Below are 24,653 nucleotides of genomic sequence, written 5' to 3'. Positions count from 1 at the left end.
ACGTGTAGGCCCCAGAACGTTGCCTACTCGAAACACTTAGTCGTTCGCGCAGATCGCGATCATGCCACAAGTGTTGAATGGCTTCTGCAAGAGCGGGAGGGTCGTCGGGATCGATCAGCACGCCGCTCTCGAGGGCCTCAACCATTGCTTGACTGGCCCCTCACCCGTGTTGCCACGACCGGCGTTCCCAGCGCTGCAGCCTCGAGAACCTTGTAGGGGGACACCCCGCGTTCAGAAGCTGGGCCGGCTTTTCGCACAGCCAAAGACATGGCCGCACCTCCAGTCCAAGCTAATGCTCGTTCAGCGCTCACCCGTCCTACGTAGTGAACGCGAGAGTCTCTAGCCGCGGCAGCCACGACCAGTGGCTCGTCCGCCCCATCGCCCACGAAGACGATTGGCAGGTCGTCAGGCCAATGCTCGGAATCGAGAGCCGCTAGAATCGTGTCGATTCCCTGCCAAGTGGCGAACTTCCCCACAAACACGACGAAACCATTATGCCGAAGGCCCATCTGTGCCAACTCCTCCGTGGAGATGGGTGACACTGCAGCGACGCTATCGCCGTTGAACCCATTTTCGAGAACGAACCCACGCGGGGTCGTCAGTCCCAGATCATGATTGATCCAATCCAAGATCCCAGCGCTCGGTGCGACAAGGGACGTAGACATGGCGATCGTCGGCTTGATGAATAACGTTTCTATTGGCAGTCTAGCCGTGAACGGGTAAGCCGCGTGCATATCGGCAGTGTTCCCCTGGACCATCAGTACGACAGAACCTCCGCGCAGCTTTTGGAGCGCGACCGGCAGAAGGCTGGCAGGGTGCATACGACCCAGTAGGAGCCGCTCTCGGCCGCCCGCCCGGACGGCCCTCACCTGCATAAGCGCTAGGCGTTTGACTCTCGCGATCCATCCGGGCCTGGAAGCTCCGGTCTGCGCGACGACGTGTGCAACGGGCACTGCCGCCTCATCGAGCCGTTGAAGAGTTCCCTCCAGATGTTGCCCTGCGGCCGTTCCAGGCTCGGCCGACTCAAACCAGACCAACACAACGTCCTTCACGAGACGTCCTCTCTGCTGATCGCTGTCGTCCACCGGAACCCAACCACGGTTTGCGGCAAAGCCATGTAAGTGTTGTAGCCAGACCTGGTTGCGGGAGTGGGCGGACATCGCGACGGGGTGAGGTGGTGCGGCCCCGTGGGTCGTGGGCTGTCGGGCCGTCGCGGCTAGCGCCTGCGGTCGCGGCTGGGCTTCGAGAAGGGGTTCCCCCGCCCGCGCTGCTGCTCGACCGCGGGTGCGACGGCATACTCCGTCAGCTGTTCCTCGGTGCGGCTGACCACGGTGACGGTCCCGCCTCCGTCGGCGCAGCGACGGCGCGCGTACCCCTGGGCGCGCAGCTTGTCGCCGTGGAAGAGGCGTTGGCCGGTGTCGTCGAGCACCTCCCAGCTGCCTCGGTCGTTCATCTTCACCACTAGACGTGTCACGGTCGTCTCCCCAGAGCGTGGACTGAGGGCATATTTTTTCACACTTGTGTCGCAGGGAGGTCGGGCGGCGACGGGGGTGGGGAGCGCCGGACCTTGCGGGTTCCTCCTGGTGCCCGTGGTGACGGTGGCCCGCCGGGAGATAGTCTGCGCGGGTCAAGCTCACGGTCTTCTCGGGGAGGCTCAGGGTCGCGTGCCCACCATCACTGTCGTCGCCGTCGTCATCGTCCTCGTCCTGCTGGTCGTCGCCGTCCTGGCCCTCTCCGCCCGGCACGCACGCGACGTGATCCGCGGGGCCGGGACGTGGCTGGACCCCCGGAGCGAGATCGAGGACCCCGGCGACGACGACCGGCGGTCGCGCGGCGCGAGGGGTGAGGGGCGGGACGGCGAGGACGGGCGCTGCGCGTAGGGGGGCGACGGCGGTCCGAGACACCCGGGTCAGGGCGCCTGGTCGCCCACCGTCTCGACGGTGCGCCGGGGGCGGTTCCACCACCGTGCCTCGCGTCCTGGGGCGGCGCGCTCGCGCCGACCGTGCCGGGGCGGATCGGTCGCTGCTGAGGGTCCGTACTCGTGGTAGTAGCCGTAGGTGCTGGCCCCGCTGGACGGGAGGCGGTTGAGCAGCACGCCCAGCACCTTGGCGTCCACGCTGTTGAGGGTGGCCAGGCTCTGGGCCAGCTGGTGCCGGCGCACGATGCCCGACCCCACCACCACGATCGTGCCGTCGACGACCTTGGACAGCACCGCGGCGTCGGTCACGGGCAGGAGCGGAGGAGCGTCGACGACGACGTACTCGAAGCGGGACCGCAGGTCGTCCATGAGAGCACGCATCGCCGGCCCGCCGAGCAGCTCGCTGGGGTTCGGCGGGATCGCGCCCGCGCCCAGCGCCGTCAGGTGGTCGCCGTAGGGCTGCAGGACGTCGTCGAGCGAGGCCTGCCCGATCAGGACCGACGTCAGGCCGGCGGTGCCGTCCAGGCTCATGTACTCCAGCAGCTTGGGACGGCGCAGGTCGGCCTCGACCACGCACACGGACGCGCCCGACGCCGCAAGCGTCAGCGCGAGGTTGGCCGCGGTGGTCGACTTGCCCTCACCGGGCAGGGACGAGGTGAACAGCAGCGCCCGGGGCTGCTCGGCCGCGTCGATGAACTGCAGATTGGTGCGGACGGCGCGGAACGCCTCGGCCCGGGGGCTGTAGTCGCCGTCCTGCACCATGAGCGGGTTGCGCGGCGCGTTGCGGTCGAAGGTGATCCCGCCGATGACGGGCCGGTCGCTGACCCGCTGGACGTCGCTCGCCCCGGTGATCCGGGTGTCCAGCATCTCCCGCAGGACGGCCGCGGCCACCCCGAGCATGAGGCCGAGGCTCAGACCGAGGGCGAGGTTGCGGGAGGGGTTGGGCGAGACCGGGACGGTGGCGGCCCTGGCCGGCCGGATGAGCGAGGCTTTCACCGGGCTGACACCTTCGCCGTCGGACTGCTCCAGGTCGGCCACCGTGCGGGTGAACTGCTCGGCGACGGCGTTGGCGATCTCGGCCTCGCGCTCTCCGTCCTCCCCGGTGACGCTGATGTTGATGAGCACCGTGTCATTGGGAACCGACGTGCTGATCCGGCCTGCCAGGGCCTCCGGTGACACGTCCAGATCCAGCTGCCTCACCACCGGCTCGAGCACCACCGGGGGCCGTGACCATGTCGGCGTAGGTGGTCACCTGCCGGAAGGTGAACGAGCTCCCCTGCGCAAGGTCGGCCACGCTGCTCTGGGCGGGGCTGGTGGAGATGAACAGCTGGGCCGTCGCCCGGTAGACCGGGGTGGTCAGGTTGGTCGCGGTCACGGCCCCGCCCACGCACAGCACGAAGACCAGGGCCATCCAGCGCCACCGCCGGCGCAGCACGCGCAGATAGTCGTGCAGCTCCATGACCGACCTCCCGAGTCCTGCTCGTCGTATCCGGAGCGTAGTCCAGGGGGTCGTGATCCGGCATGATGACGCACGTGCCCCCCCACCGGCTCGACCGCGGGTTCGCCCGCAACGTCGGGGCCCTGCTGATCGGCCAGGTCCTGCGGGTGCCGATCACGGCCGTCTACTTCGTGGTGGCGACGCGGGCGCTGGGGGTGGAGTCCTTCGGCCGGCTCACGGCGGTCGCCGCCCTCATCATGATCGCGGCGCCGTTCTCCGCCCTGGGGCTCGGGCGCGCTCATCGTCAAGTACGGCGCGACCGACCCGGGCACCACCCGGCACTGGCTGGGCGCCGGTCTGACGATGAGCCTGCTGGGCTCGGTGCTGGTCGGTGCGCTGCTCCTCCTGCTGTCCCCGTTCCTGGTCCCGGTCGGGACGGGCCTGGCCGTCGTGGCCGGGCTGCTCCTCGCCGAGTTCGTCTTCGCCCGGGCCGCGGACCTGTCCTCCTCGGTATTCGTGGCGCGGGAGGAGATGCACGTCACCGCCTTCTGCCAGGTCCTCGTGCCCGCCCTGCGGCTCCTCACCGCCGTGGCCCTGGTCCTCTCGCCCACTCCGGTCGGCCTGGGGACGTGGGTCCTCGCGCTCGTGGTCAGCTCGGCGGTCTCCGGCGTGGTCTGCCTGGTCCTCGCGGTGCGGGCGGTCGGCCGGCCGGTCCTGGGGCTGGCGCCGTTCCGGGGACGTTGGCGGGAGGCGGCGCTCTTCAGCGTGGGGATCGGCATCCAGGCGGCGCACAACGACGTCGACAAGGTGATGCTTGGCCGTATCGACGGTCCGGTCGGGGCGGGCCTCTACGGCGCGGCCTACCGCGTCGTGGACACGGCCTGGCTGCCGGTGCGGGCGACGCTGGGGGCGGCCTGGCCCCGCATCTTCCGGCACGCGAGGGGCGGACCGGTCGAGATGCTGCCCTTCGTCAGGGCCGTCGCCGGGCCGGCGCTGCTCTACAGCACGGTGGTCGTGGCGGCCATGGTCGGCGGCGCGGCCCTCCTGGTCCCGCTCCTGGGGGAGTCCTACGCCGAATCTGTGCCGCTCCTGCGTGTCCTGGCCGTCGTCGTGCTGCTGCGCTGCCTGCACTACCTGCCGGCGGACGTGCTCACCGGGATCGGGTGGCAGGGGGTGCGCACGACCATCCAGGTGGTGGTCCTGGCGGGCAACGTGCTGCTCAACCTGTGGCTCATCCCCCGGTACGGCGTCTGGGGGGCGGCCTGGGCGACGCTCGCCTCCGAGAGCCGCCCTCGCCGTCGCGCTGTGGGTCGCCCTGGTGGTCTGGCTGCGCCGGCCGCACGGCGGACGGGCGCCGATGGTGCAGGAGACCGGATGAGACGCCGGGCCGCGCCGGCGTCGTCCCTGTCTCCGAGGCGGGTGACCTTCCTGGCGACGGTGCTCACGCCCCGCCTGGGGATGGAGAACGCCCTGCTGCGGCTGGCCGCGGCGCTCGCGGAACGGCACGACGTCGAGGTCCTCGTCCTGCACGACCCCGGCCCCCTGCGCGTGCCCGGGGTCAGGATCACCTGCCTCGACGCGGGGAGCGAGCGCCGGACCCGCAGGTCCCTGCGCCGGCGGTTGCGGTCCGCGGCCGGGAGGGAGGTGCTGGTCGTGACCGGGGTGTGGGCCGGGGCGCAGCTGCTCCTGGCGGCGCCCTGGCGGTTCCGCTCCGCGGTGGCGTGGGAGCACTCGGTCACGCCCCGGCGCCTGGTCACGGGGCGGCTGTTCCGCCTGCGCGCCGAGGCGGTGGCCCGCGCATACCGGCGCTGCGCCGGGGTCGTCAGCGTCAGCGCCCCCGTCGCCTCGACGCTGCGCGAGCGCTGGGGCGTGGAGTCCCTCGTCGTGCCCAACCTGCTCGACCTGCCGGCGCGCTCGCCCGGGGCGCGGCGGCATACCCCGCAGGGTGGTGCCCCGCCGCCCGCCCGAGCGGACGGCCCCGCCCGACTCCTCGCGCTCGGTGAGGCGCGGGCGGTGAAGAACTACGACGTGCTGGTCCGCGCGCTGCCGCTCCTGGACGTGGACTGGCGGCTGGCGATGGTGGGCGGCGGGCAGGTGGCCGGGCTGCAGGAGCTGGCGAAGGGGCTCGGCGTCGGCGACCGCGTCACCTGGCACGGGCACGTCGCCGATCCCGCCGGGTTCATGGCCGACAGCGACCTGCTCGTGCACCCCTCGGCCTCCGAGACCTTCGGCTACGTCCTGCTGGAGGCGGCCGAGCAGTGGCTCCCGGTGGTCGCGACCGACGCCCCGGTCATGGACGCGCTCGTCCCGGACCTCGTGCCCGGCGTCCTCACGGCCCCCACCCCTGCCGCGCTCGCGGCCGCGATCGGCACGGCGCTGCGGCGGTTCTCCACCCCGCAGGTAGCGTCGGAACTCCTCGCCGCGGACGACCGCCGCCGGCGGGAGTTCGACGCGGCGGCCACGCTGGCCGCCTGGGAGGGGGTGCTCGGTGTCTGAGACCACTCGCCCAGCAGGTCGCGTGCGGGTGAGCGCGGTCCTTCCCGTGCGCGACCCGGGTCCGGGCCTGGCCTCCAGCCTCGCCGCGGTCAGGGCCACGCTCTCCGACGCCGACGAGCTCGTCGTGGTCGACGACGGGTCCACCGACGGCACCCCCGAGCTGCTGCGCCGCACCGACCTCGGGGGCCTGCGCACGACGGTGCTGACGACGCCCGGGCACGTGGGGGTGGCCGCCGCGCGCAACCTGGGCCTGTGGCGGGCCGCGGGGGAGCTGGTCTGGTTCGTCGACTGGGACGACCGCTGGGACCCGCGGATCGTCGAGGCGCTGTATGCCGCGCACCTCGCCTCGGGCGCGCCCGTCGTGGGGTGCGGGGCCGACCTCGTCGACCAGGACGGTCGCCGTCGCGAGCTGCTGGGCACGGTGCCGCGCCCCACCCCCTGCTGAGGGGCGGGGAGATCGGCGTGGCGATCCTCGACGGCCGCCTGCGCGGCTACCTGTGGAACAAGCTATTCGCCCGGGCCGTCCTGGGGGAGGCGCCCTTCCCCGAGCGGCGGACGCGGTCCGACTTCGCCGGGTCCGTCGAGCGCATGGCCGCGCAACCCACGGCATGCCTGCTTCCCGAGGTGCTCTTCCACCACGTCCGGCGGCCGGGCTCGCTGACGACCGGACGCCATCCCGAGCTGTCGACCCTGCGGGAGTCCCTACGCATCGCCGAGCGGGTCGCCGTCCTGGCCAGGACCCACCCCGCCGGTCCAGCAGCGGACTCCGCGGTGGACGCCGCGCTGCGGGTGTTCCGCTACCGCGAGTGGCACCTGGCGGTCGCGGGCACCGCGGCGCGTGCGCCCCTCGACGCGACCGAGAGGCAGGAATGGCTGCGCCAGGCCCTCGAGGGTGCCCGGTGGAGGGACGCCGTCGGCCTGGCCCGGCACGACCCCGCCACGGCCGCCCGGGCCGCGCTCCTGCTCGCGGCGCGGCACCGCTACCCGGCGGTGCGCCGGTCGTGGGTGGCGGCACGCTCCGCGGCTCGCCGGGTGACGGGGCGGGGGGGCCGGTCGTGAGGGTCCTGCTGCTGACCAACATCTACCCGACGTCGGGCGTGCCGAACGCGGCGACGTTCATCCGCTCCCGCCTCGACGCGCTCGTGGCCCACGGGGTGGAGGTCGTGCCGGTCGCCCTCCGGCCGACGTGGACCCCCACGGCGCAGGTGCTGCGGAGGCTGGCGGGTCGTCAGGTGGAGGATCCTCCGAGCGAGCCCTTCCGGGAGGCGACGGCACCCCTGGGACCGCGCACGCCCGCCGGCGACGGCTGGAGACGCGGTCGGGGGGACGGTGGCTGGACGCCGTGACCGGGTCGGTGCTGGCGTCCGTGACCGGACCCGTGGACGTGGTGCATGCGCACGGCATGTACGACCTGCCCGCCGGTCTCGTCGCCCAGGCGGTGGCCGGCCGGCTGGGCGTCCCCTACGTGGTCACCATGCACGGCACCGACGTCAACCTGCTCATGCCGCGACGGACCGGTCTCTACGGCCGCGTGCTCGCCGGAGCCTGCGCCACCGTCTACGTCAGCACCGCCCTGAAGGACCGGGCCCACTCCCTCGTCCCCCCGCACCCGCGGGCCCACGTGGTCCCCAACGGTGTCGACCTGTCCCTCTTCCGCCCGTCCCCGCGGGCGGCCGCCCCCACGGTGCTCTACGTCGGCAACCTCGAGCACGTCAAGGGGGCCGACCGCCTGCCGGCCATCTGGCGTGGGGTGCAGGACGCCCTGCCGGAGGCCCGCCTGACCGTGGTCGGTGCGGGGACCCTGGAGGGCGCGCTGCACCGCGAGCTGACGGGTCCGACGGTCCGGTTCCTGGGACGGCTGGACCAGACAGAGGTGGCCCGGCAGATGGGGGAGGCGCACGTGCTGGTCCTGCCGAGCCGGGCCGAGGGCGGGCCCACGGTGATGATGGAGGCCTACGCGGCCGGCACGCCGGTCGTGGGGACGGCGGTCGGCGGCATCCCCGAGACCGTCGTGGACCCCTGGTGCGTGGTCCCGAACGGGCCCGACGTCGAAGGTGCGCTGGCCCGCGCGGTGGTGCGGGTGCTGCGGTCGGAGGAGGATTCCCGGGACCGCCTGGTGGACGTTGCCCGGCCGTTCTCCTGGCGCAGCGTGGGGGCTCGGGAGCTGGCGATCTACCGCGGCTGCGGGTCCTGACACCGGCGCGGCCGGGGTGTCAGGATGACCCATGGGGCAGACACCGCGGCAGGCACTGACCGTCGCCACCGTCTCCAGGAGCCTGGCCAGAGCCCGGAGGCCTGGCGGGTGCTCCGCGACCGGGGGTACACGATCACGTTCGCGGCCGCCCGCGACACGTGGACCGACCGCCTGCTCGCAGGTCACCCCGGGAGCGCCTTCCACGAGATCCGGGCCGAGCGGAGCCTGCGCCCCCGCACCCTGCTCGGGCTGGCCGGGCACCTGCGGGCGCTGAGCCGGCGGGACTGGGACCTGGTGCAGGTGCAGTCGCCGATCATCTCCGTCCTGTGGCGAGTGGTGGCGACGCCTCGTGCCCGCCGGCGCACGGTCTACGTCGTCCACGGGTTCCACTTCCAGCCCGGTGAGCGGGGTGCGAAGGCGCTGGCCGTGCGGTTCCTCGAGGGTGCGCTGGCGCACCGCACGCTGGCGCTCGCGACGGTGAGCGCGGCGGACCAGGCGTTCGTGCGCCGCCTGCCGCGTCCCCTGAGGCCCCGGGTCCTGGCGGACCTGCCGGGCGCCGGTGTCCCGGTCGAGGAGTACCGCGACGCCGCCCTGGGCGGCGGGCGTCCCCCGGGCCTGCCCGAGGGGCCCTACGCGCTCTTCGTCGGGGACCTGAACGCCAACAAGGACCCGCTGTGCGCCGTGGACGCCGTCGCCGAGTGCCGACGACAAGGCCTGGCCCTGGACCTGGTCGTCATCGGCGAGGGCCCGCTGACCGCCGGGGTGGCCGACCTGGCCCGGACCCGTCCGTGGCTGCACCTCGTCGACCGCTCCGACGACGTCCCCCGGTGGATGGCCCACGCCGCGGTGCTGCTGGCCCCCAGCCACCGCGAGGGGCTGCCGCGGGTGGTCCTCGAGGCGCTGGCCGCGGGCACGCCCGTCGTCTCCCGGCGCAACCGGGGGTCGGCCGAGCTGCTCGCCGGCGGGGTCGGGGTCCTGCTGGAGACCGGCGCTGCCGGCCGCTGGGCCGACGCCGTCCACGCTGTCCTCGAGTCACCGCCCGGTATCGAGGCTCTGTGGGCCCGGGCGCGGCGCTACGGCGTCGACCGCTTCCGGACCGCCTACGAGGGCCTGGTCGCCGCGGTCGAGACCGAGCAGGCTCAGCATGGCGACGACCCACACCAGGCTCATCGCCTGCGGCGTGTACATCGGGGTCAGGGTCAACGAGGCCAGAGTCACGACCGCACTGATCACGATCAGCGGAACGACGTTGCGCGCGCCCCGGCGGTGCAGGAGGAGCGGTGAGAGCAGGGCCAGCACGTAGGTCCCGACCAGCAGCACCCCTCCCTGCAGGTAGTACGCCACGAACTGGTTGTCGATGAAGCTGATGAACTGGACCTGTGGAGGTCCGAGGGTGCCCAGGCTGAACCGGGGGTCCAGGGGGGAGTAGCTCAGCGCCAGCTGCCACGCCTCGACCCGGCCCAGGAGGTTCTCGTCCGCGTCGACGCCCTCGGTGACGACGGAGAGCGCCGTGGTCAGCCGGGCGACGAGCGTGCTCGCGAGCACCATCTGGAACAGCCCCATGGCCCAGGCGACGACGAGGAGCGGGAGCCCGAGCACGGCGGCTCGCAGGACGTGCCTGCTGGCCTGGGTCGAGTCGCGCAGGGCCTGGGCGCCCCAGAGCAGGAGCAGGACCGTCAGACAGGCCAGTCCCGTGCGCGACTGGCTGCCGACGATGCCCAGGACCGCTACGGCGACACCGCTCCACCGCCGCCAGCCGCTCAGGTAGAAGTAGGACAGGACCAGGGCCACGGCCGACCACAGCGCGAACGCGTTGGCGTTGATGAAGAGCCCCGTGGAGCGCCCGTAGATGACGTAGGCCTCCGACAGCGAGCGCTGCGTGGCGGCGTCCCACTCCTGCAGGGGCGTCCACAGCGCGTCCGGCACGATGCCCACCCGGAAGAGGGTCTGCCCCAGCCCGTAGCCCCCCTGGACCAGGATCGCCGCGTGCACGAACGGCAGCAGCCGGGCTCCGGCCGCGGCCGTCAGGGCGAGGACGGCGAGCGGGACGAGCACCACTATCCAGAAGTAGAGCGAGGTCATCCCGTAGGTGCCGAGAAGGACCCCGAGCAGGGGCAGGACCAGCAGCAGCACGAAGAGCGGTCCGACGCTGACGACCCAGCCGCCGCGGATGGTGGGCCGGGGCGAGCCGGCCTGGATCCAGGCGAGGAAGGCGGCGGCGACGAACGCGATCTCCAGCACCGGCACCCCCGGGAACCCGGGGACCCGACCCGGGTGCACCCGCTCCCCGAGGGTGAGGTAGGCGACGAACAGGGTCATCGCGACGGTCGTCACGGTGCGGGCTCCCGCAGCCGGTGCAGTCCGTCCGCGTCCGCGAGCACGCGCCCGTGCTGCTCCCACCCGCCCCCGGCACCGGCTGCGCGCGCCTGCTCGGCCAGCGGCTCGCGGACGCCCGCTCCAGCAGGCTGCGGACCGCCCGGGCCAGCAGGTCGACCTCCGGGGGCCAGTCAGGCTGCTCCGGGGCGGTGCTCTCCAACCAGAGGACGGCCGTGCGCGGGATCTGGTCGGGCACCGGCGTCACATCCCCTTGAATCGGACCACCTCGACGACGGTGGCCAGCAGGATCCGCACGTCCGTCAGGCAGGTGGCCCGGCGGACGTAGTCGAGGTCGTAGTCGAGCTTCTGGTGCCAGTCTGCCACCGAGGTGGTGTAGCAGTGCCGGACCTGGGCCAGGCCGGTCAGCCCGGGCCGGACGCTGTGCCGCTGGGGGAAGGAGGAGAACTCCGCGGTAAGGAGCCCGACCAGCTCGGGACGTTCCGGACGGGGACCGACCAGCGACATGTCCCCGCGCAGGATGTTGATCGCCTGGGGCATCTCGTCGAGGTGGCTGGCCCGCAGGAGCCGGCCGAGGCGGGTGACCCGCGGGTCCCCGCAGTAGGTCCAGCGGGGCAGACCGTCCTCCTCCGCGCACGGAACCATCGAGCGCAGCTTGTAGATGGAGAAGGGTCGACCGTCCAGGCCGACCCGGACCTGGGTGTGGAAGACGGGACCACGGCTGTCCAGCTTGAGCAGCAGGGCCATCAGGGCAGCGTCAGCGCGAGGACCACGAGCAGGACCAGACCCCCCGAGACGTCCAGGAGCCGCTTGGTCCGGGAGGCCACCAGCGGGTGTCGGGTGTCGACGGTCGCCGGAACGAACCTCACCCGTGACGGGACGCGCAGCGTCGTGCCTGCATGTCCGAACTGTTGAACGGCCGAACGTATCGTCGGCGTCGCCATGATCTGCAGCCCCCGAGACTGTCTGTCAGGCCGGCCGTGAGGCCCCTGGTCGGTCAGGCCATGGAGGATCCGGTGGATCGGCCCAGGCGCGTAACCCGTCTCCTGCTCGGCGTGGACTCCCCGACACGCACAGCCTCATCTGTCCCCACTCCTTCATCGTCACGGGACGATCGATGACGGTTGAGCGTATCGCTTTGAGTCCGCTCTGGATAGAGATTTTGTGAGATTGGTCTCCTCTGTCTTTACCTCCCTTTGACCTGCGCTTTAGGAGCGCGAGGTCCACGCGCGCCCCTCTCCACCCCGTCGCTACGCTCGAACCCGTACACGACAGGGGAGCGCCCCGGCGCTGAGAGTGCGGCCCGCAGCCGCAGACCCTCCGAACCTGATCCGGTCAGCACCGGCGAAGGAAGTCGACCATGACTCCGCCCACCACCGCACCGGCGCGCCGGTCGCCGTTCCCGACCCCGCCCGGCCCCGCGCCCGGGGGCAGGACCGCGCGGCGGGGGCGGACGGCATACCCCTCCGGGCCGGGCCTGGTGCTCGGACTGGCGGCGCTGCTCCCGCTGGCCTTCCTCGCCGTCTTCTTCCTGCTGCCCGTCGGCGGGATGCTGGCGCGCGGGTTCCTGCCCGAGGGGCGGCTGGACCTCTCCGGGGTGCCCGACGTGCTCGGGCGGGCGCGCACCCTGCGGGTGCTGTGGTTCACGCTGTGGAGCTCGGCGGCCGGCACTGTGGGGACGCTGCTGCTGGGGCTGCCGACGGCGTACGTGCTCTACCGCCTGCGCTTCCCCGGCCGCGGCCTGCTGCGGGCGGTCGTCATCATGCCGTTCGTGCTGCCGACGGTGGTCGTCGGCGTGATGTTCCGCTCGCTGCTCTCCAGCGGCGGGCCGCTGGGGTTCCTCGGCGTCGACGGCACGTGGGTGCCGATCCTGCTGGCGTTCGTCTTCTTCAACCTGGCCGTCGTCGTGCGTACCGTCGGGGGGATGTGGGAGGGGCTGGACCGGCGGGCGGAGGAGTCCGCCGCCACCCTCGGGGCCACCCCCTGGCAGGTATGGCGCACCGTCACCCTCCCCGCGCTCGCGCCCGCCGTCGTCTCGGCGGCCACGCTCGTCTTCCTCTTCTGCTCGACCGCGTTCGGGGTGGTGCTGACGCTGGGCGGGCTGCGCTACGGGACGATCGAGACCGAGATCTACCTGCTGACCACGCAGTTCCTCGACCTGCAGGGGGCGGCGGTGCTGTCGGTGCTGCAGCTGGTGGCCGTCGTGGCGATGCTGACGCTGGCGGCACGGACCCGGCGGCGCACCGAGGGGGCGCTGAAGCGGGTGGGTGCCAAGGCGGCGGCGCGCGGGCCGCGCGCGGACGACATACCCGCGCTGGTGGTGACCGGACTGGCGGTGGCGCTCGTGCTCGTGCCCGTCGGCACGCTCGTGGTGCGCTCGCTGCGGCGGGGCGGGGGGTGGACGCTGGAGAACTACCGGATGCTGACCGACCCGGCCTCGACGCCGGTGCTGCGGGTCAGCGTGGTCGACGCGGTGGAGAACTCGCTGCGCACCGCCGTCGACGCGACCGTCATCGCCATGACGCTCGGGCTGGTCGTCGCGCTCGTGGTCTCGCGCCGGCCGCGCTCGCCGCGGTGGGCGCGGACGGTGTCGGTGCTGGACGGGGCCTTCATGCTGCCGCTGGGGATCTCGGCGGTGACCGTGGGCTTCGGCTTCCTCATCACCCTCGACCGGCCGCCGCTGGACCTGCGCTCCTCGCCGGTGCTCGTGCCGATCGCGCAGGCGATGGTGGCGCTGCCGCTGGTGGGTGCGGACCCTGACGCCGGTGCTGCGCTCGGTCGACCCGCGGCAGCGGGAGGCGGCCGCGGCGCTGGGGGCCGGGCCGTGGCGGGCGGCGTGGACGGCCGAGGCGCCGGTGCTGGCGAGGCCGCTGGCGGCGGCGACCGGGTTCGCGTTCGCGGTGTCGCTGGGGGAGTTCGGGGCGACGGCGTTCCTGGCGCGGCCGGACCGGCCGACGGTGCCGGTGGTGATCTACCAGCTCATCTCGCGACCGGGTGCGGAGAACCTGGGTATGGCGCTCGCCGCGTCGGTCGTGCTGGCGGGGTTGACGGTCGTGGTGATGGCGGTCGTGGAGCGGCTGCGCGTCGGGTCGGTCGGGACGTTCTGACATGGGAGAGGCGATGCTGGAGCTGAGGGACGTGACCGTGCGGTTCGGGGCACTGGCGGCGGTGCGGTCGGTCTCGCTCGACGTGGCGGAGGGGGACGTGCTCGCCGTGCTCGGCCCGTCCGGGTGCGGGAAGTCGACGCTGCTGCTGCGGGCCGTCGCCGGGCTGGAGCCGCTGACCGCCGGGTCGGTCGTCTGGGACGGGCGGGACCTGGCGGGGGTGCCCACGCACGAGCGCGGGTTCGCGCTGATGTTCCAGGACGGGCAGCTGTTCAACCACGCGTCGGTGGGGGAGAACATCGCCTACGCGCTGCGCCTGCGGGGGCTCGGGCGCGGGGCGCGCCGGGCGCGCGTGGAGGAGCTCCTCGAGCTGGTGGGGATGCAGGGGTATGCCGACCGCCGCCCCTCGACCCTGTCCGGGGGTCAGCAGCAGCGGGTGGCGCTGGCCAGGTCGTTGGCCGCAGACCCGGCCCTGCTGCTGCTGGACGAGCCGTTGTCGGCGCTGGACCGGTCGCTGCGGGACCGGTTGGCGGGGGACCTGCGGGAGATCCTGCGGCAGACCGGGACGACGGCGGTGATGGTCACGCACGACCACGACGAGGCGTTCACGGTGGCCGACCGGATGGCGGTGATGCTCGAGGGGGAGATCGCCCAGGAGGGGCCGACCGGTGAGGTGTGGCGCTCGCCGGTGTCGCGGGAGGTCGCGGAGTTCATCGGGTACGAGACGTTCCTGGAGGGGGAGGCAGCGGAGCGTGTCGTGGGTCGGGCCGGAGATGAAATCGTGGCCCTCCGCCCGAGCGCGCTGCGGGTCGAGGACGCCGGCGAGCTCGTCGGGGTCGTGCGGCGGGCGGTCACGGTGTCGGACGCGGTGCACCTGGACGTCGAGGTCGACGGCGTGGGGACCGTCGCGGCGCTCGCCGACGAGCCGGACCACCAGCCGGGGGAGACGGTACGGCTGCGGCTGGACCGGAGAGGGGTCGCGGGTCTGAGCGGGGCGTCACGGGCCTGATGCGGGGCTGACGCGGGGCTTGCAGACCGGAGGCAGGCGTCACCGACCTGCCCGGTGGGCGTCAGGGGCGGAAGATGTCCTTGCCGAACCGGGCACGCGGGTAGCCGGCGACGACCGAGGAGCTGGTCATCAGGTCGTGCAGCCCGCGGTTCTTGCGGTCCCGCAGGGGCCAGAGCACCGCCAGCACGAAGAAGATCCCACCGGTGACCCCGCCGAGCACCCACAGGATCGCCGAGCGCACCAGTCCTACCGGGCCGCCGAGCGTGGTCCCGTCGACGTCCCGGACGACCCGGAGCCCCATGACGGCCTTGCCGGGCGACTGACCCTTGCTGCCGTTGAGCCAGGCGAGGTAGCCGGCGAACCCGATCCAGAGCATGGCCGCGAGACCGCCGAGCGTGTCGGAGAAGTCCGTCAGGGTCCCCAGCACGACCAGGGTGCCCAGGAGGATCCCGGAGTCGACCAGGCCGGCGCCCAGCCGCTCCGCCCAGTCGGCGTAGCGCGACCCTGCCGGTGAGGGGGCGGGGCCGTTCCCCTGATGCGGCTGCACCGGGTGGCCGACGTGCGGCTGGGTGGTCCATCCCGGGTGCGTCTCCGGGACCCCGGCCCCCGGGGGCGACCAGGTGGGGATCGGCGGGGGGGCCGGCCGACCACGGCGCGTCGTCCAACGGTCCGACGGGGCGTTCCTTGTCGCGGCCGTCGTCCTGCGGGTGCCGCGGGGCGTTCGGCTCCTGGGGTGGCCAGCTCATGGTGTCCCTCCTGCTCTGGGCGCACGCTGCCGTCGGAGCGAGACAGCGGCGCCCTCCCAGTGTCGGACATGAGGAGCTGGGCAGCGACACCGGGTGGCTCCGTGCTTACGGTGTGAGCAACAGCACCGGGCCGGGCCATAGACGTCCGTCACAGCCTGCGGTTAGGGTCGTGCCCTCGACACCGGTGGGTGTCCGAGCCTCTCGCGACACCCCCCTGGAGCTTTCATGGCAGTACTGTTCAGCCGTCGGTCCGTCGTCCACGTCGCCCTGGTAGCCGTCCTGGCCTCGATGCTGGTCTGGATCCAGCCGTCGGTGGCCGTCATGGCCCCCAGCACGCTGGCCGACCAGAAGCCCGTGCAGGCAGGACCCGTGGAGACCGACTTCCCGATCGACTACGTCGGCGTGCTCTACGACGCCCCTGGGGCGCACGGCCACGACAACGAGCACGGCCACGCCGCCTCGCAGGCCGCCGTCCGCCTCCGCCACGACGGGGTATGGGGTACCTGGATGCCCCTGCAGGAGGACGGCGCCCAGGCCGAGGACCGGTGGACCAGCGCGCTCGTCTCCGCAGCCGGCGCGACGGCATACCAGGTCCGGGGTGTGCCCGCGGCGGCCCTGGACGCGAAGGCAGTTGCCATCAACACCACGGACGGCCCGCTGGAGAAGGTGGGGGAGCGGCCGGGCGGCGCGGCGGACGCTCTGTCGACCGCGGACTGCGTGACGCGGGCCGAGTGGGGTGCGGACGAAAGCTGGCGGACGACGGGGAGGAACAAGCGCTACACGCCGGAGTACCAGGACGTCCAGGCGCTGACCGTGCACCACACCGTGACCGCCAACGACGACCCGGACCCGGCGGGGACAGTCCGCGCGATCTACCGCTGGCACGCCGTGGACACGGGTGGGGCGACATCGGCTACCAGTACCTGATCGGCGAAAGCGGCGCCGTCTACGAGGGCCGCTGGTCGGGAGGCGACAGTTCGACCTGCGATGACTTCGCCCACGAGCAGGGCACGGACCGCGTCGTGACCGGTGCTCACACGGGTGGGTGGAATTCCGGAAACGTCGGGGTCGCCCTCCTGGGGACGTTCGAGGAGACGCCGACTGTCTCTGCGGCGGATCCGGCCCCTGCGGCTGTCGACGCCCTCGAGGGCCTGCTGGCCGACCTGTCCGTGCGGCACGACCTGAGTCCTGGGGCGGAGATCACGTACCTGAACCCGGTCAGCTTCGAGGAGAAGGTGGTTCAGACCATCGGTGGCCACCGGGACTACAACGCGACCGCCTGCCCGGGAGAGCGGCTCTACGCGCAGCTGCCGGCGATCCGGACGGCGGTGGCGGAGCGGATGGCCGGAGGCCCGGAAGACCCGGCGCCCACCGACCCCACGGACCCGGGCGACCCGACGGACCCGACCGAGCCGACGGACCCGACCGAGCCGACGGAGCCCACAGATCCGACCGAGCCCACGGATCCGACCGATCCGGGACCGACCGACCCGGAACCCGCGACAACCGTGCACGTCGGGGACCTCGACGCGACGACCGTTGACGACAAGAACCAGTGGCGCGCCGATGTCACCGTCACGGTCGTGGACGGCAACGGTGGGCCGGTCGACGGTGCTGAGGTGGTGGGCACCTGGACCACGACCGGTGGGTCCGACTCGTGCACCACGGACGCCGGCGGGACGTGCACGGTCGCCGCGACGACCGGTAAGAAGGACAACGCCCTCACCTTCGTCGTCGAATCCGTGATGGCGACAGGCCTCGACTATGCGCCGGCCGCCAACACCGATCCGGACGGCGACTCCAACGGCACGACCATCACGGTCGTACGGGTGAATTAGCCGCAGGCCTCGGAGCGCGACCGGCTGTGGTCGTCCTGACGACCACGACCGGTCACGCTGATCTCAGCCCCTGGTCCGCGCGGCCTCGAACCCGTCGTCCAGCCCCTGCAGCTCCACCAGGCCGGCCTCCTGGACACCCCGGCGTTCGGGCTGCGCAGCTTGGCCACCGCGCGGGTGACGCGACCGGTGTCCACGCCCTGAACCTCGGCACGGCGCAGGTTGGCCGGGCTGTCCAGGCGTCTCCTCAGTGGCGCATACGTCTGCAGCCGATGAGGACATCTCTGCCAGGGTGTGTCTTCGTCGATGGCGTCAGCGGTGACATGTCCGTTTCGACCCGGGGGCAACCGGACCCACACGGAGGAGGCCCCTCCCGGACGGATCCGGGAGGGGCCTCCTCGTTGGGTCGACGGTCTAATCGTCGGTGGTCATCCTCAGGGGTTGACAGTCACGAGCGTGCTGCCCGCGAGCGTCGTGCCCTCGAGGAAGTTGACCTGACCGAGGTAGCGCTCACCACCAAGCAATCCGTCCCACGAGGCGGTCACCGTCACCGTGGTGCCTTGGGTCACCGTCAGTGATGCAGGCGAGGCTGTGAGGTTGGCTTCATCCTCGTCACCCAGATTCCAGATGTGCACCGGTGCGGTGACCGACGCTTCGTCACTGTAGAGGTCGACGATGGCCGCGTACGTACCGGGCTCAAGGCTCTCCACGGTGATTTCCTCGCCCGAATCGAAGTTGCCACTGGAATCCACCAGCACGAGGCCGCGAGAGGTCAGGCGAGCGAGATAGAGGTCGATGTCTTCGGCTTGCACCTCGTCCGCAAAGGTGGAGAGACGGGTGACCTTCGTGCCCGCGGGCACCTCGAAGAAGTCACCACCATCGACGACTGTTGTGCCGTCCTTGATGACGTCTAGCGGCAGGACCGTTGACGGCAGGAGGCCGTCCACGTCGGTGTTCATCACACCGCTGAAGCCGGTGGTGATGTCCAGCTCGAGAGAACCGGAGGCGCCGGACGCGTAAACCTCACCCGGAGCGGCCACGGCGACCGGACGGACGGACCGCGATGGTGCTGGTGCTTCGGACCGGCTGGACCTTGGTGCTGGACGGCTGCCAGGTAAGAGCGCCGAATGCGTAGGTGTTGAGCGCGGCATCCGTCCGGGTGATGGTCACCTCGAAGGTGGCCTCACCCTTGGCCGGCACCTCGATGGTGCTCGGCTCGACCGTGACCGTCGTGCCTGCCGGCGCCTCCACCTGTGCGGTGTAGGTCATCGGCCCCTGTCCCACGTTGGTGACGGTGCGGGTGATCGTCTGGGAACCCGCGAGGTCTCCGACCGAGATGCTCGGGTAGTTCAGGTCGCTCGGGTCGACCGGGGTCTCCGGACACGGGGCTGCGAGCTGACCGATGCCGCACGCGTAGGCGAGCCAGTCGTTCCACCCGGCGTCGTAGACCAGGCCCGGGTTGTAGGACTCGATCGGCTGCACCTCACCGGCACCGTAGTTCAACGGGGTCGCGACGGACGGTCCGCGCATGATGGGCTCGCCGGCGTCGGTGGTCTGACGAGCAGTCGTCATCATGGCGGACTTGACCGCTGCCGGGCTCCACATGGGGTTCTTCTGCTTGAGCAGCGCACCGAGTCCGGCCACGTGCGGGGCAGACATCGACGTTCCCGACAAGAGGTCGTACTGCGACTCTCCCGTCTCCGGGTTCTCGCCGACGGCTGCCAGGACATCGGCACCAGGGGCTGTAATGTCCGGCTTGAGCAGGTCACCGCCACCGGCCAGTGCAGGGCCGTAGGAGGAGAAGCCCGCCATCGAGGGGGCGTCGACCTGGACCGTGGTGGTCTCCGAGATCGCCCCGGTCCCAGCCTGCCCAGCCGCGTACTCCTTGACCTCGGCGCCGTCCGGCGCCGTCAGGTGGGTGGCGGGCAGGCCATAGATGATGGCGTTCTGGTTGGCAGCACCCCCGGGCAGGTTGACGAGCACCATTCCGGCTCCACCAGAGTTCTTGACCTCCGCAGCCTTGTCGACGAGTGCGTACGCACCGCGGTCGCACACGACCAGCTTGCCAGCCGTCAGTTCGTCGTCGAGGCTCCCCGTGGGACACAGCTCAGGGTCTTCCGCACCAGCGGCCGCCACATCAGCAGCGAGCACAAGGTCGGTGGCGTCGAGGGGACCGCCGTAGCCGACGCCCTCGAACGTACGACCGTCGCCCAGTGTGAGAGTGTTCAACGCACCCCGGTCGTGCGTGCTGGCTGCGACGGTCATGGTCCATGGGGCGTTGTGCGCCACGGACGAGACACCGACGCTGTCACCGCTGTTGCCGGCGGACGTCGAGACGAATACTCCGGCGTCGGCTGCAAAGAGGAAGGCGATCTCATCCGGGCCGACGACCGAGGTGCTGGACCCGGAGACCGAGTAGTTGATGACGTCGACGCCGTCAGCGACGGCGTCGTCGATGGCTTCGACCAGGCCGGACGTGGTGCCGGATCCACCGCCGTCCTCCGTCTGCCAGAGCGCCTTGTAGACCGCGATATGCGCAGCAGGAGCCATCCCGGAGCCGGTGCCCATGTCCTGGCCCTGCACCGTCATGGGGACGCCGTGGTTTCCGGCGGCGGTCCCCGCGGTGTGAGAACCGTGACCGTTCATGTCGCGCGGACTTTCGTAGTCGTACGCGATGTTGTTCCCGTAGTCAGTGCCGTAGTAGCGAGCCCCGACGATCTTGGTAGAGCACTTGAACTTGGGGTCCCTGGGCGTGGCGCACTTGTACTTCCCCTTGGGCTTCTTCACCTTGTCGGTCTGGGCGAAGCTTGGGTTCTCCGGGTCGATCCCGGTGTCGATGACACCGACCACGACTCCCTTGCCGGCGTCTGCCGTGCCGCCGAACTGCTCGGCCCAGACACCGTCCTCGCCGGTCATCCCGAGGTAGTCGGGGGTGTGGCGGTGTCCGCATACCGGATCTCATCTTCCCAGACCTGGACCACGTCGGGGGACTTGGAGAGCTTTGCCGCCTCGACTGCAGTCAGGTCCGCAGTGAAGCCGTTCAGCGCCACCGTGAATTCGTGAACCTTGGCCTCGGTGGGAAGACCTGCACGGCGCAACGCCTTGGCGTGCTCGTTGCGTAGATGGACCTCGTATGCGCGTGCATTGCGAGACTCCGTGTCCACCTTCTCGCCCTTGGCGGGCTTGGTGGCCGGGATGCCGGCGACGCCTCCGGTGTAGCTGGCAATCGGCGCGTCATCGAGCTGGACGATGTACGTCTTGCGGCTCTGGTCCAGCTGCAGTTCTGGTGCTGCAGTGGCCGACATGGCGAGCGGCGAGACGACGACGGTGGCGGCGGTGGCGAACGCGGCGATGCGTGCACCCCGGCGCGGGGACGTCATACCCACGGGGTTCCTCTCTCACAGGGACGGGACGGATCTGGGCGGCCACCACGGTGTGGCCTGATTCCCAGATCCGCCCTGATCCTGCGCCCCGCGACGCCGGAAGTACACGGTCTTTGCCGAATTGTTACCAGCAAGTCACCCTTCGGGGTGGGACCGGTCCTCGAACTCCTCGTCCAGCCCCTGCAGCTCCACCAGGCCGGCCTCCTGGACCGCGGTGTTCGGGCTGCGCAGCTTGGCCACCGCGCGGGTGACGCGGCCGGTGTCCACGCCCTGGACCTCGGCCCGGCGCAGGTTGGCGGGGCTGTCGATCTCCATCGCCAGGACGGCCTCGGCCTGCTGACGCACGCTCAGGTCGGTCCCGCGGGCGGGAAGCTCGGTCGACGTCGACCGCTCGGTGCTGCCCGTCGGGCCCAGGTCCGCGTCGGCGCTGGTCACCTTCTTGCCCTTGCCGCCACCACCCTTGCCGCCGCCCTTCCCGCCACCACCGGTCGAGCCGTCGTCCCCGCCCCCGCCACCGGACGAGGGGACGAGCGCGGGGGCGATCGCGACGGCATACCCCTCGTTGCCCAGCCTGTTGGGGTGGTAGGACTCCACGATCGGGTTGCTCAGCCCGTTGATCCACTCCGGGTCGTCGCAGACGGCGTGGCCGAGGAAGTCGTCGCGCACCTCGACGTAGGTGAAGCCTGCTCCGGTCGCCCTGGCCTGGATCAGCGTGTCGAGCTCGGCGGTGCCCGCGTTGAGCTCGCGCATCTCGCCGGAGGAGAAGAAGGTGGCCAGGTTGCAGTCCTCGCCGTTGAACAGGTACGGGTAGCCGGCCACCGCGACCGTCGCGCTCGGTGCGCCCGCGCGGATCTCGCCGTAGAGCGCGTCCAACCGGCCCGGCATCACCCCGGTCAGGATGCTCCGGGACCGGTCGATCTCGCCGTAGCAGTTGCTCAGCCACCCCGGCAGGGCGCACTCGGTGATGACGTCGGCGAACCCGACGTCGTTGCCACCGATCGTCATGGTCACGTATGCCGTCGCGTCCGTGAGCGTGCCCAGCTGGTTGGCGTGCACGTCGGCGGTCGTCGCGCCGGAGCAGGCCTGGTAGTCGAGGGTGAGCTGCTGGCTGGAGGCGAGCAGCGCGGGGTAGCCGTAGGGCGAGCGGTAGCACCCGTCCGTCGATGCCCGGGTCCCGGTGCCGGCGGAGAAGCTGTCGCCGAGGGCGACGTAGTGCTCGCCGGCGGCCTGGGTCGGGCTCGCGGCGAGGGTGGCGGTCAGTGCGGTCGCGCAGAGGGCCGTCAGTGCACGTGTCGTCGTTGACATGGGGGAATGCTGGCACCCGGCGGCGCTCCCGGCAAGGGGAGACGTGGCTCAGGTCACATGTCGGTCGGGTTCGCGCCCCCGCCGGTCGGTGCTGACGGGTCGGCGCAGTAGCTGAACGAGCCGTCCCTGGACGCGTGGTAGCTGGCCGTCTGCCCGTCGACCGCCAGGATCAGCTGCCGTCCGGGCACGAGCGCCTGGGTGTACATCATCCCCGGCTTGGGGCACCCCAGGCTGCCGTCCGGCCAGGTCACCGCGGCGTACCCCACGACCTCGACGTCCTCGGGCTCCACGCCGCGACGGGCGGCCTCGGCGGCGATCGCCTCCTGCACGGCGTCGCTCTGGACGATCGAGTCCGGCACGGGGCCGGTCGGCAGCGCGGGTCCGGGGACCGGGATCGGGGTCAGGCCTGGGTCCATGTCGTCCTCCGTGGTGGTGGCGTCGTCGCCGGGGTCGTCGGTCGTGGGGGCGGGCTCGTCGGTCCGGGTGGGCTCGGCGCTCGCGTCGTCGTCGGCGGGTGCCTGGCCCGGCGCCGTCGCCGCCGTCCCGTCGGTCTCGGCCGGCTCGTCGGCGTCCCCGCACGCCCCGAGGAGCAGCGCGCCGGCGGCGGTGAGGGCCAGCACCGCCCGCGCGCCGGGGCGCGGACGGCCAGCCCGTCCGGTGGCGGCTCTGCGCATGGGTCCTCCTCGACCGGTCTGCTCCCGCCGGCCCGACGGCCGACGAGCGGAGCATCTCACTCCTGGGGGTGCGACGCCTGCGCGACCGGTCCCGTTCCGTGCCGCGCCAGACCCAGCCGCACCGGTGACGAGGACCGGACGATGGACGTCGTCCATGGCGGGAGGGTAGGGCGGAAGGTAGGGCCGGTGGCGGGGACGCGGCTACGCTTCCGCCATCCGGTCGTGCCCGGGGATGGCGCGACACCGTGGTCGTCGAAGGGACTCCTCATGGGCAGGGTGCTCAAGGTCGTGTCGCTCCTGGTGGTCGGGGCGCTGGCCATGGTCGGGGTGATCGGGGCGGCCGGTCTGGCGGGGGTCACGTTCCCGTTCCAGACAGAACGGGTCGACCGGAACCACCCGGCGCTGCTGCGGTCGGTCCAGGACATCAGCCAGTTCCACGCCGCGGTCGGCAGCTTCGAGATCGTCCTCGACCAGGAGGACGACGTGAGGTGGGTGCCGGGCTTCATCGCCGGCGAGCGCTCGCTGTTCGTCGCGGCCGGCACGGTCAACGCCTACGTCGACCTCTCCGGCCTGGCCGACGGCGACCTCACCCTGTCGGCGGACGGGACGTCGGCACGGATCCGGCTGCCGGCGCCGCAGCTGGACGCGCCCAACCTCGACCACGACCGGACCTACCTGGTCTCCCAGGAGCGGGGCGTGATCAACCGCCTCGGCGACGCCCTCTCGGCGCAGGATCAGCAGGAGCTCTACCAGGAGGCCGAGCAGAGGATGCTGGCCGCAGCCGAGGAGTCGGGGCTGGTGCAGCAGGCCGAGGAGAACACGCGGGAGATGCTGACCGGCATGTTCGGCGCCCTCGACATCCAGCTGACGGTCGTGGAGGGTTGAACACCGCGGATCGTCAGCCGGTGCGCAGGAGGTGGAGCGCCGGTCCCCTGAACCAGCGCCCCACCCCTGCTCCCCCCAGTGAGCCACGCGCCATTGCGACGCCCCTCGTGACTGCATCGGGTGTCCCGTCCCGACATCAGTAAAGACGTCGGGGAACTGCTAGACGTTGCCCCCGTTTCGTGTGATCTGCATCACACTTTCCGCGGCGCTGGATGAATCGCCCCCCGGACCGCCGTTTCTACCCCCTCGCCCGGATCGTCAGCGACTGCTCCACCGTCCCGACCGGTCCCGACCTGTCGTGCACCACCGACGACGTCTGGCCGGTTCCGCCCGGCCCCCAGCTGACCGAGGTGTCCAGCCCGACCCACTCACCCTCGGGCTGGCGGTGCAGGTGCAGCGTGAGGTCGACGTTCGGATAGAGCCACTCCGTCGGCGGCCGCCGGTTCGCGACCCCGTTGGCCACGTCCAGCAGCCCGCACCACCGCGCGAACCGGCTGCTCTCCTCCCCGTCCACCAGCCCGACCGGCGTCCGCACCCAGGCCTGCCCCCGCCCCGGCCTCGACTCCGCGGACAGGAACTCCAGGGAGTGGATGAACCCGCCGCCCCAGTGCTCCATCCCCGTCCACGGCGGCACCCCGTCCGGCCCCGGCAGCGACGGCGCCTCCACGCCCGCGACCTGCGCGGTGTCGGCCCTGGCCAGCCGCCACGCGGTCGCCCGCACGACGTCACGCCCACCGGCGCTGGCGGTCGCCTCCACCAGCTCGATCGTCCGCCCCGGCCGCAGCGTGCGCGTGACCACGGTCGTCTCCTCCAGGTGGATCATCCCCAGGATGTCGAAGGTGATCCGCGCCCACTGGAGCTCGGGCCGCGGGTCGTGCCGCTCCAGGCAGTGCACGAGCAGCCCGGCGACCGGCGCCATGTGCTGCTCGGTCTCCTGCCAGGCGCCCTGGGCACGGAGGGTCGGCGCGTACCGACCCTTCCCCTGCGCGACGTAGTAGAAGTCCTGGTTCTCATCCGCGCTCACCCGGCGAGTGTAGTAATGGACCATGGCCCCCCTCCCGCCGCCCGACGCCGCCGCCTGGAGCCGCATCGCGCGCGCGGTCGTCACGACGCCCTACCCGTGGGCGCCGGGCCACGTCGTCACCGGCCCCGACGACACCACCCTCGTCCCCGAGCGTCTGCACCCCGCCTTCCACGGGTCCCTGGACTGGCACTCCTGCGTGCACGTCCAGTGGTCCCTGGTCACCCTCCTGCTCCGGTATGCCGACGCGCTCGGCGAGGAGGAGAGCGCCGCCGTGGTCGGTCTGCTGGGGGGGAGCGGCTGACCGCGCA

General features: G+C 72.0%; 26 protein-coding genes, 2 pseudogenes and 1 riboswitch. Of the genes and pseudogenes, 15 read left to right on the top strand and 13 right to left on the bottom strand.

Annotation, left to right across the window (positions count from 1 at the left end; translation table 11 throughout):
* Window positions 1–137: 137 nt before the first annotated feature.
* Both ACQ95T_RS17590 and ACQ95T_RS17585 read right to left on the bottom strand, forming a co-directional pair.
* Window positions 138–1,085, bottom strand: a complete 948-nt coding sequence (locus ACQ95T_RS17590) for a glycosyltransferase (RefSeq protein ID WP_431473194.1) — start codon at window positions 1,083–1,085, stop codon at window positions 138–140.
* 131 nt (window positions 1,086–1,216) lie between these two features.
* On the bottom strand, window positions 1,217–1,459 hold the full coding sequence (locus ACQ95T_RS17585; RefSeq protein ID WP_431473193.1) for a hypothetical protein: 243 nt from the start codon (window positions 1,457–1,459) through the stop codon (window positions 1,217–1,219).
* 205 nt (window positions 1,460–1,664) lie between these two features.
* Between ACQ95T_RS17585 and ACQ95T_RS17580 the strand changes: the two genes are divergently transcribed.
* A complete protein-coding gene (locus tag ACQ95T_RS17580) occupies window positions 1,665–1,880 on the top strand; it encodes a hypothetical protein (RefSeq protein ID WP_425942184.1) in 216 nt (71 codons plus the stop codon).
* 29 nt (window positions 1,881–1,909) lie between these two features.
* Here the strand turns inward: ACQ95T_RS17580 and ACQ95T_RS17575 are convergent, their stop codons facing one another.
* The gene (locus ACQ95T_RS17575) at window positions 1,910–3,043 is read right to left on the bottom strand and encodes a polysaccharide biosynthesis tyrosine autokinase (RefSeq protein WP_431473192.1); all 1,134 of its coding nucleotides are present in this window, start codon (window positions 3,041–3,043) and stop codon (window positions 1,910–1,912) included.
* A gap of 4 nt (window positions 3,044–3,047) precedes the next feature.
* The gene (locus tag ACQ95T_RS17570; RefSeq protein ID WP_431473191.1) at window positions 3,048–3,377 is read right to left on the bottom strand and encodes a Wzz/FepE/Etk N-terminal domain-containing protein; all 330 of its coding nucleotides are present in this window, start codon (window positions 3,375–3,377) and stop codon (window positions 3,048–3,050) included.
* Window positions 3,378–3,439: 62 nt separating this feature from the next.
* On the opposite strand from ACQ95T_RS17570, the pseudogene ACQ95T_RS17565 reads away from it, so the two are divergent.
* The 8 genes and pseudogenes from ACQ95T_RS17565 to ACQ95T_RS17530 form a co-directional block, all read left to right on the top strand.
* Window positions 3,440–3,595: pseudogene (locus ACQ95T_RS17565) on the top strand (hypothetical protein); the annotation flags it as partial.
* A 124-nt stretch (window positions 3,596–3,719) separates the two neighbouring features.
* Window positions 3,720–5,852 carry a glycosyltransferase gene (locus ACQ95T_RS17560; RefSeq protein ID WP_431473190.1) on the top strand — a complete coding sequence of 711 codons (2,133 nt, stop codon included), beginning with the start codon at window positions 3,720–3,722 and terminating at the stop codon, window positions 5,850–5,852.
* Window positions 5,845–6,297, top strand: coding sequence for a glycosyltransferase family 2 protein (locus tag ACQ95T_RS17555; RefSeq protein ID WP_431473189.1), 453 nt, complete (start codon window positions 5,845–5,847; stop codon window positions 6,295–6,297). The genes ACQ95T_RS17560 and ACQ95T_RS17555 overlap by 8 nt, the downstream gene beginning before the upstream one ends.
* A 17-nt stretch (window positions 6,298–6,314) precedes the next feature.
* Window positions 6,315–6,911 carry a hypothetical protein gene (locus ACQ95T_RS17550; RefSeq protein WP_431473188.1) on the top strand — a complete coding sequence of 199 codons (597 nt, stop codon included), beginning with the start codon at window positions 6,315–6,317 and terminating at the stop codon, window positions 6,909–6,911.
* A complete protein-coding gene (locus tag ACQ95T_RS17545; protein WP_431473187.1) occupies window positions 6,908–7,198 on the top strand; it encodes a hypothetical protein in 291 nt (96 codons plus the stop codon). The genes ACQ95T_RS17550 and ACQ95T_RS17545 overlap by 4 nt, the downstream gene beginning before the upstream one ends.
* Window positions 7,195–8,046, top strand: coding sequence for a glycosyltransferase (locus tag ACQ95T_RS17540; protein ID WP_431473186.1), 852 nt, complete (start codon window positions 7,195–7,197; stop codon window positions 8,044–8,046). Before ACQ95T_RS17545 ends, ACQ95T_RS17540 begins: the two co-directional genes overlap by 4 nt.
* Window positions 8,047–8,070: 24 nt before the next feature.
* Window positions 8,071–9,330, top strand: coding sequence for a glycosyltransferase (locus ACQ95T_RS17535; protein WP_431473185.1), 1,260 nt, complete (start codon window positions 8,071–8,073; stop codon window positions 9,328–9,330).
* Between the two features lie 1,103 nt (window positions 9,331–10,433).
* Window positions 10,434–10,637, top strand: a complete 204-nt coding sequence (locus ACQ95T_RS17530) for a hypothetical protein (RefSeq protein WP_431473184.1) — start codon at window positions 10,434–10,436, stop codon at window positions 10,635–10,637.
* Here the strand turns inward: ACQ95T_RS17530 and ACQ95T_RS17525 are convergent.
* Complete coding sequence (locus ACQ95T_RS17525) at window positions 10,624–11,127, bottom strand: sugar transferase (RefSeq protein ID WP_431473183.1); 504 nt, start codon at window positions 11,125–11,127, stop codon at window positions 10,624–10,626. The genes ACQ95T_RS17530 and ACQ95T_RS17525 overlap by 14 nt on opposite strands.
* Window positions 11,127–11,249: a hypothetical protein gene (locus tag ACQ95T_RS17520; RefSeq protein ID WP_431473182.1), complete on the bottom strand. Its 123-nt coding sequence runs from the start codon at window positions 11,247–11,249 to the stop codon at window positions 11,127–11,129. The genes ACQ95T_RS17525 and ACQ95T_RS17520 overlap by 1 nt, the downstream gene beginning before the upstream one ends.
* A 394-nt stretch (window positions 11,250–11,643) precedes the next feature.
* Window positions 11,644–11,750, top strand: a riboswitch (TPP riboswitch).
* Between ACQ95T_RS17520 and ACQ95T_RS17515 the strand changes: the two are divergent.
* Window positions 11,741–13,487 (top strand): annotated as a pseudogene (locus ACQ95T_RS17515) (ABC transporter permease). (Overlaps the previous riboswitch by 10 nt.)
* A 13-nt stretch (window positions 13,488–13,500) precedes the next feature.
* Window positions 13,501–14,493 carry an ABC transporter ATP-binding protein gene (locus ACQ95T_RS17510; RefSeq protein WP_431473181.1) on the top strand — a complete coding sequence of 331 codons (993 nt, stop codon included), beginning with the start codon at window positions 13,501–13,503 and terminating at the stop codon, window positions 14,491–14,493.
* A 61-nt stretch (window positions 14,494–14,554) separates the two neighbouring features.
* On the opposite strand, the gene ACQ95T_RS17505 is transcribed toward ACQ95T_RS17510, so the two are convergent.
* Window positions 14,555–15,040 (bottom strand): RDD family protein, encoded by a 486-nt coding sequence (locus ACQ95T_RS17505; RefSeq protein ID WP_431473180.1) that lies wholly within the window; start codon window positions 15,038–15,040, stop codon window positions 14,555–14,557.
* Between the two features lie 424 nt (window positions 15,041–15,464).
* On the opposite strand from ACQ95T_RS17505, the gene ACQ95T_RS17500 reads away from it, so the two are divergent.
* Entirely contained in the window at window positions 15,465–16,166 is a 702-nt protein-coding gene (locus tag ACQ95T_RS17500) for a hypothetical protein (protein ID WP_431473179.1), read from the top strand.
* A complete protein-coding gene (locus ACQ95T_RS17495; protein WP_431473853.1) occupies window positions 16,118–17,077 on the top strand; it encodes an N-acetylmuramoyl-L-alanine amidase in 960 nt (319 codons plus the stop codon). The genes ACQ95T_RS17500 and ACQ95T_RS17495 overlap by 49 nt, the downstream gene beginning before the upstream one ends.
* A 431-nt stretch (window positions 17,078–17,508) precedes the next feature.
* On the opposite strand, the gene ACQ95T_RS17490 is transcribed toward ACQ95T_RS17495, so the two are convergent.
* From ACQ95T_RS17490 to ACQ95T_RS17470, 5 genes are all read right to left on the bottom strand, one after another.
* Window positions 17,509–18,114 (bottom strand): hypothetical protein, encoded by a 606-nt coding sequence (locus tag ACQ95T_RS17490; RefSeq protein ID WP_431473178.1) that lies wholly within the window; start codon window positions 18,112–18,114, stop codon window positions 17,509–17,511.
* Entirely contained in the window at window positions 18,098–19,990 is a 1,893-nt protein-coding gene (locus ACQ95T_RS17485) for a S8 family serine peptidase (RefSeq protein WP_431473177.1), read from the bottom strand. The genes ACQ95T_RS17490 and ACQ95T_RS17485 overlap by 17 nt, the downstream gene beginning before the upstream one ends.
* Window positions 19,987–20,454, bottom strand: coding sequence for a protease inhibitor I9 family protein (locus ACQ95T_RS17480; RefSeq protein WP_431473176.1), 468 nt, complete (start codon window positions 20,452–20,454; stop codon window positions 19,987–19,989). Before ACQ95T_RS17480 ends, ACQ95T_RS17485 begins: the two co-directional genes overlap by 4 nt.
* A 138-nt stretch (window positions 20,455–20,592) precedes the next feature.
* Window positions 20,593–21,762, bottom strand: coding sequence for an SGNH/GDSL hydrolase family protein (locus tag ACQ95T_RS17475; protein ID WP_425942157.1), 1,170 nt, complete (start codon window positions 21,760–21,762; stop codon window positions 20,593–20,595).
* A 53-nt stretch (window positions 21,763–21,815) separates the two neighbouring features.
* Window positions 21,816–22,436 carry a hypothetical protein gene (locus ACQ95T_RS17470; RefSeq protein WP_425942155.1) on the bottom strand — a complete coding sequence of 207 codons (621 nt, stop codon included), beginning with the start codon at window positions 22,434–22,436 and terminating at the stop codon, window positions 21,816–21,818.
* Window positions 22,437–22,703: 267 nt separating this feature from the next.
* Here ACQ95T_RS17470 and ACQ95T_RS17465 point away from each other — a divergent pair, with 267 nt between their 5' ends.
* Window positions 22,704–23,321 carry a DUF4230 domain-containing protein gene (locus ACQ95T_RS17465; protein WP_425942153.1) on the top strand — a complete coding sequence of 206 codons (618 nt, stop codon included), beginning with the start codon at window positions 22,704–22,706 and terminating at the stop codon, window positions 23,319–23,321.
* A 238-nt stretch (window positions 23,322–23,559) separates the two neighbouring features.
* Here the strand turns inward: ACQ95T_RS17465 and ACQ95T_RS17460 are convergent, their stop codons facing one another.
* Window positions 23,560–24,369, bottom strand: coding sequence for a thioesterase family protein (locus tag ACQ95T_RS17460; protein ID WP_425942151.1), 810 nt, complete (start codon window positions 24,367–24,369; stop codon window positions 23,560–23,562).
* Between ACQ95T_RS17460 and ACQ95T_RS17455 the strand changes: the two genes are divergently transcribed.
* On the top strand, window positions 24,368–24,646 hold the full coding sequence (locus tag ACQ95T_RS17455) for a DUF2891 family protein (protein WP_431473175.1): 279 nt from the start codon (window positions 24,368–24,370) through the stop codon (window positions 24,644–24,646). The genes ACQ95T_RS17460 and ACQ95T_RS17455 overlap by 2 nt on opposite strands.
* Window positions 24,647–24,653 lie beyond the last annotated feature (7 nt).

The sequence above is a fragment of the Ornithinimicrobium carbonis genome (assembly GCF_050703245.1).
GTDB lineage: Bacteria > Actinomycetota > Actinomycetes > Actinomycetales > Dermatophilaceae > Ornithinicoccus.
The sequence above is the reverse complement of the archived record's forward strand: the minus strand, read 5'-3'. Positions and strand labels throughout refer to the sequence as shown.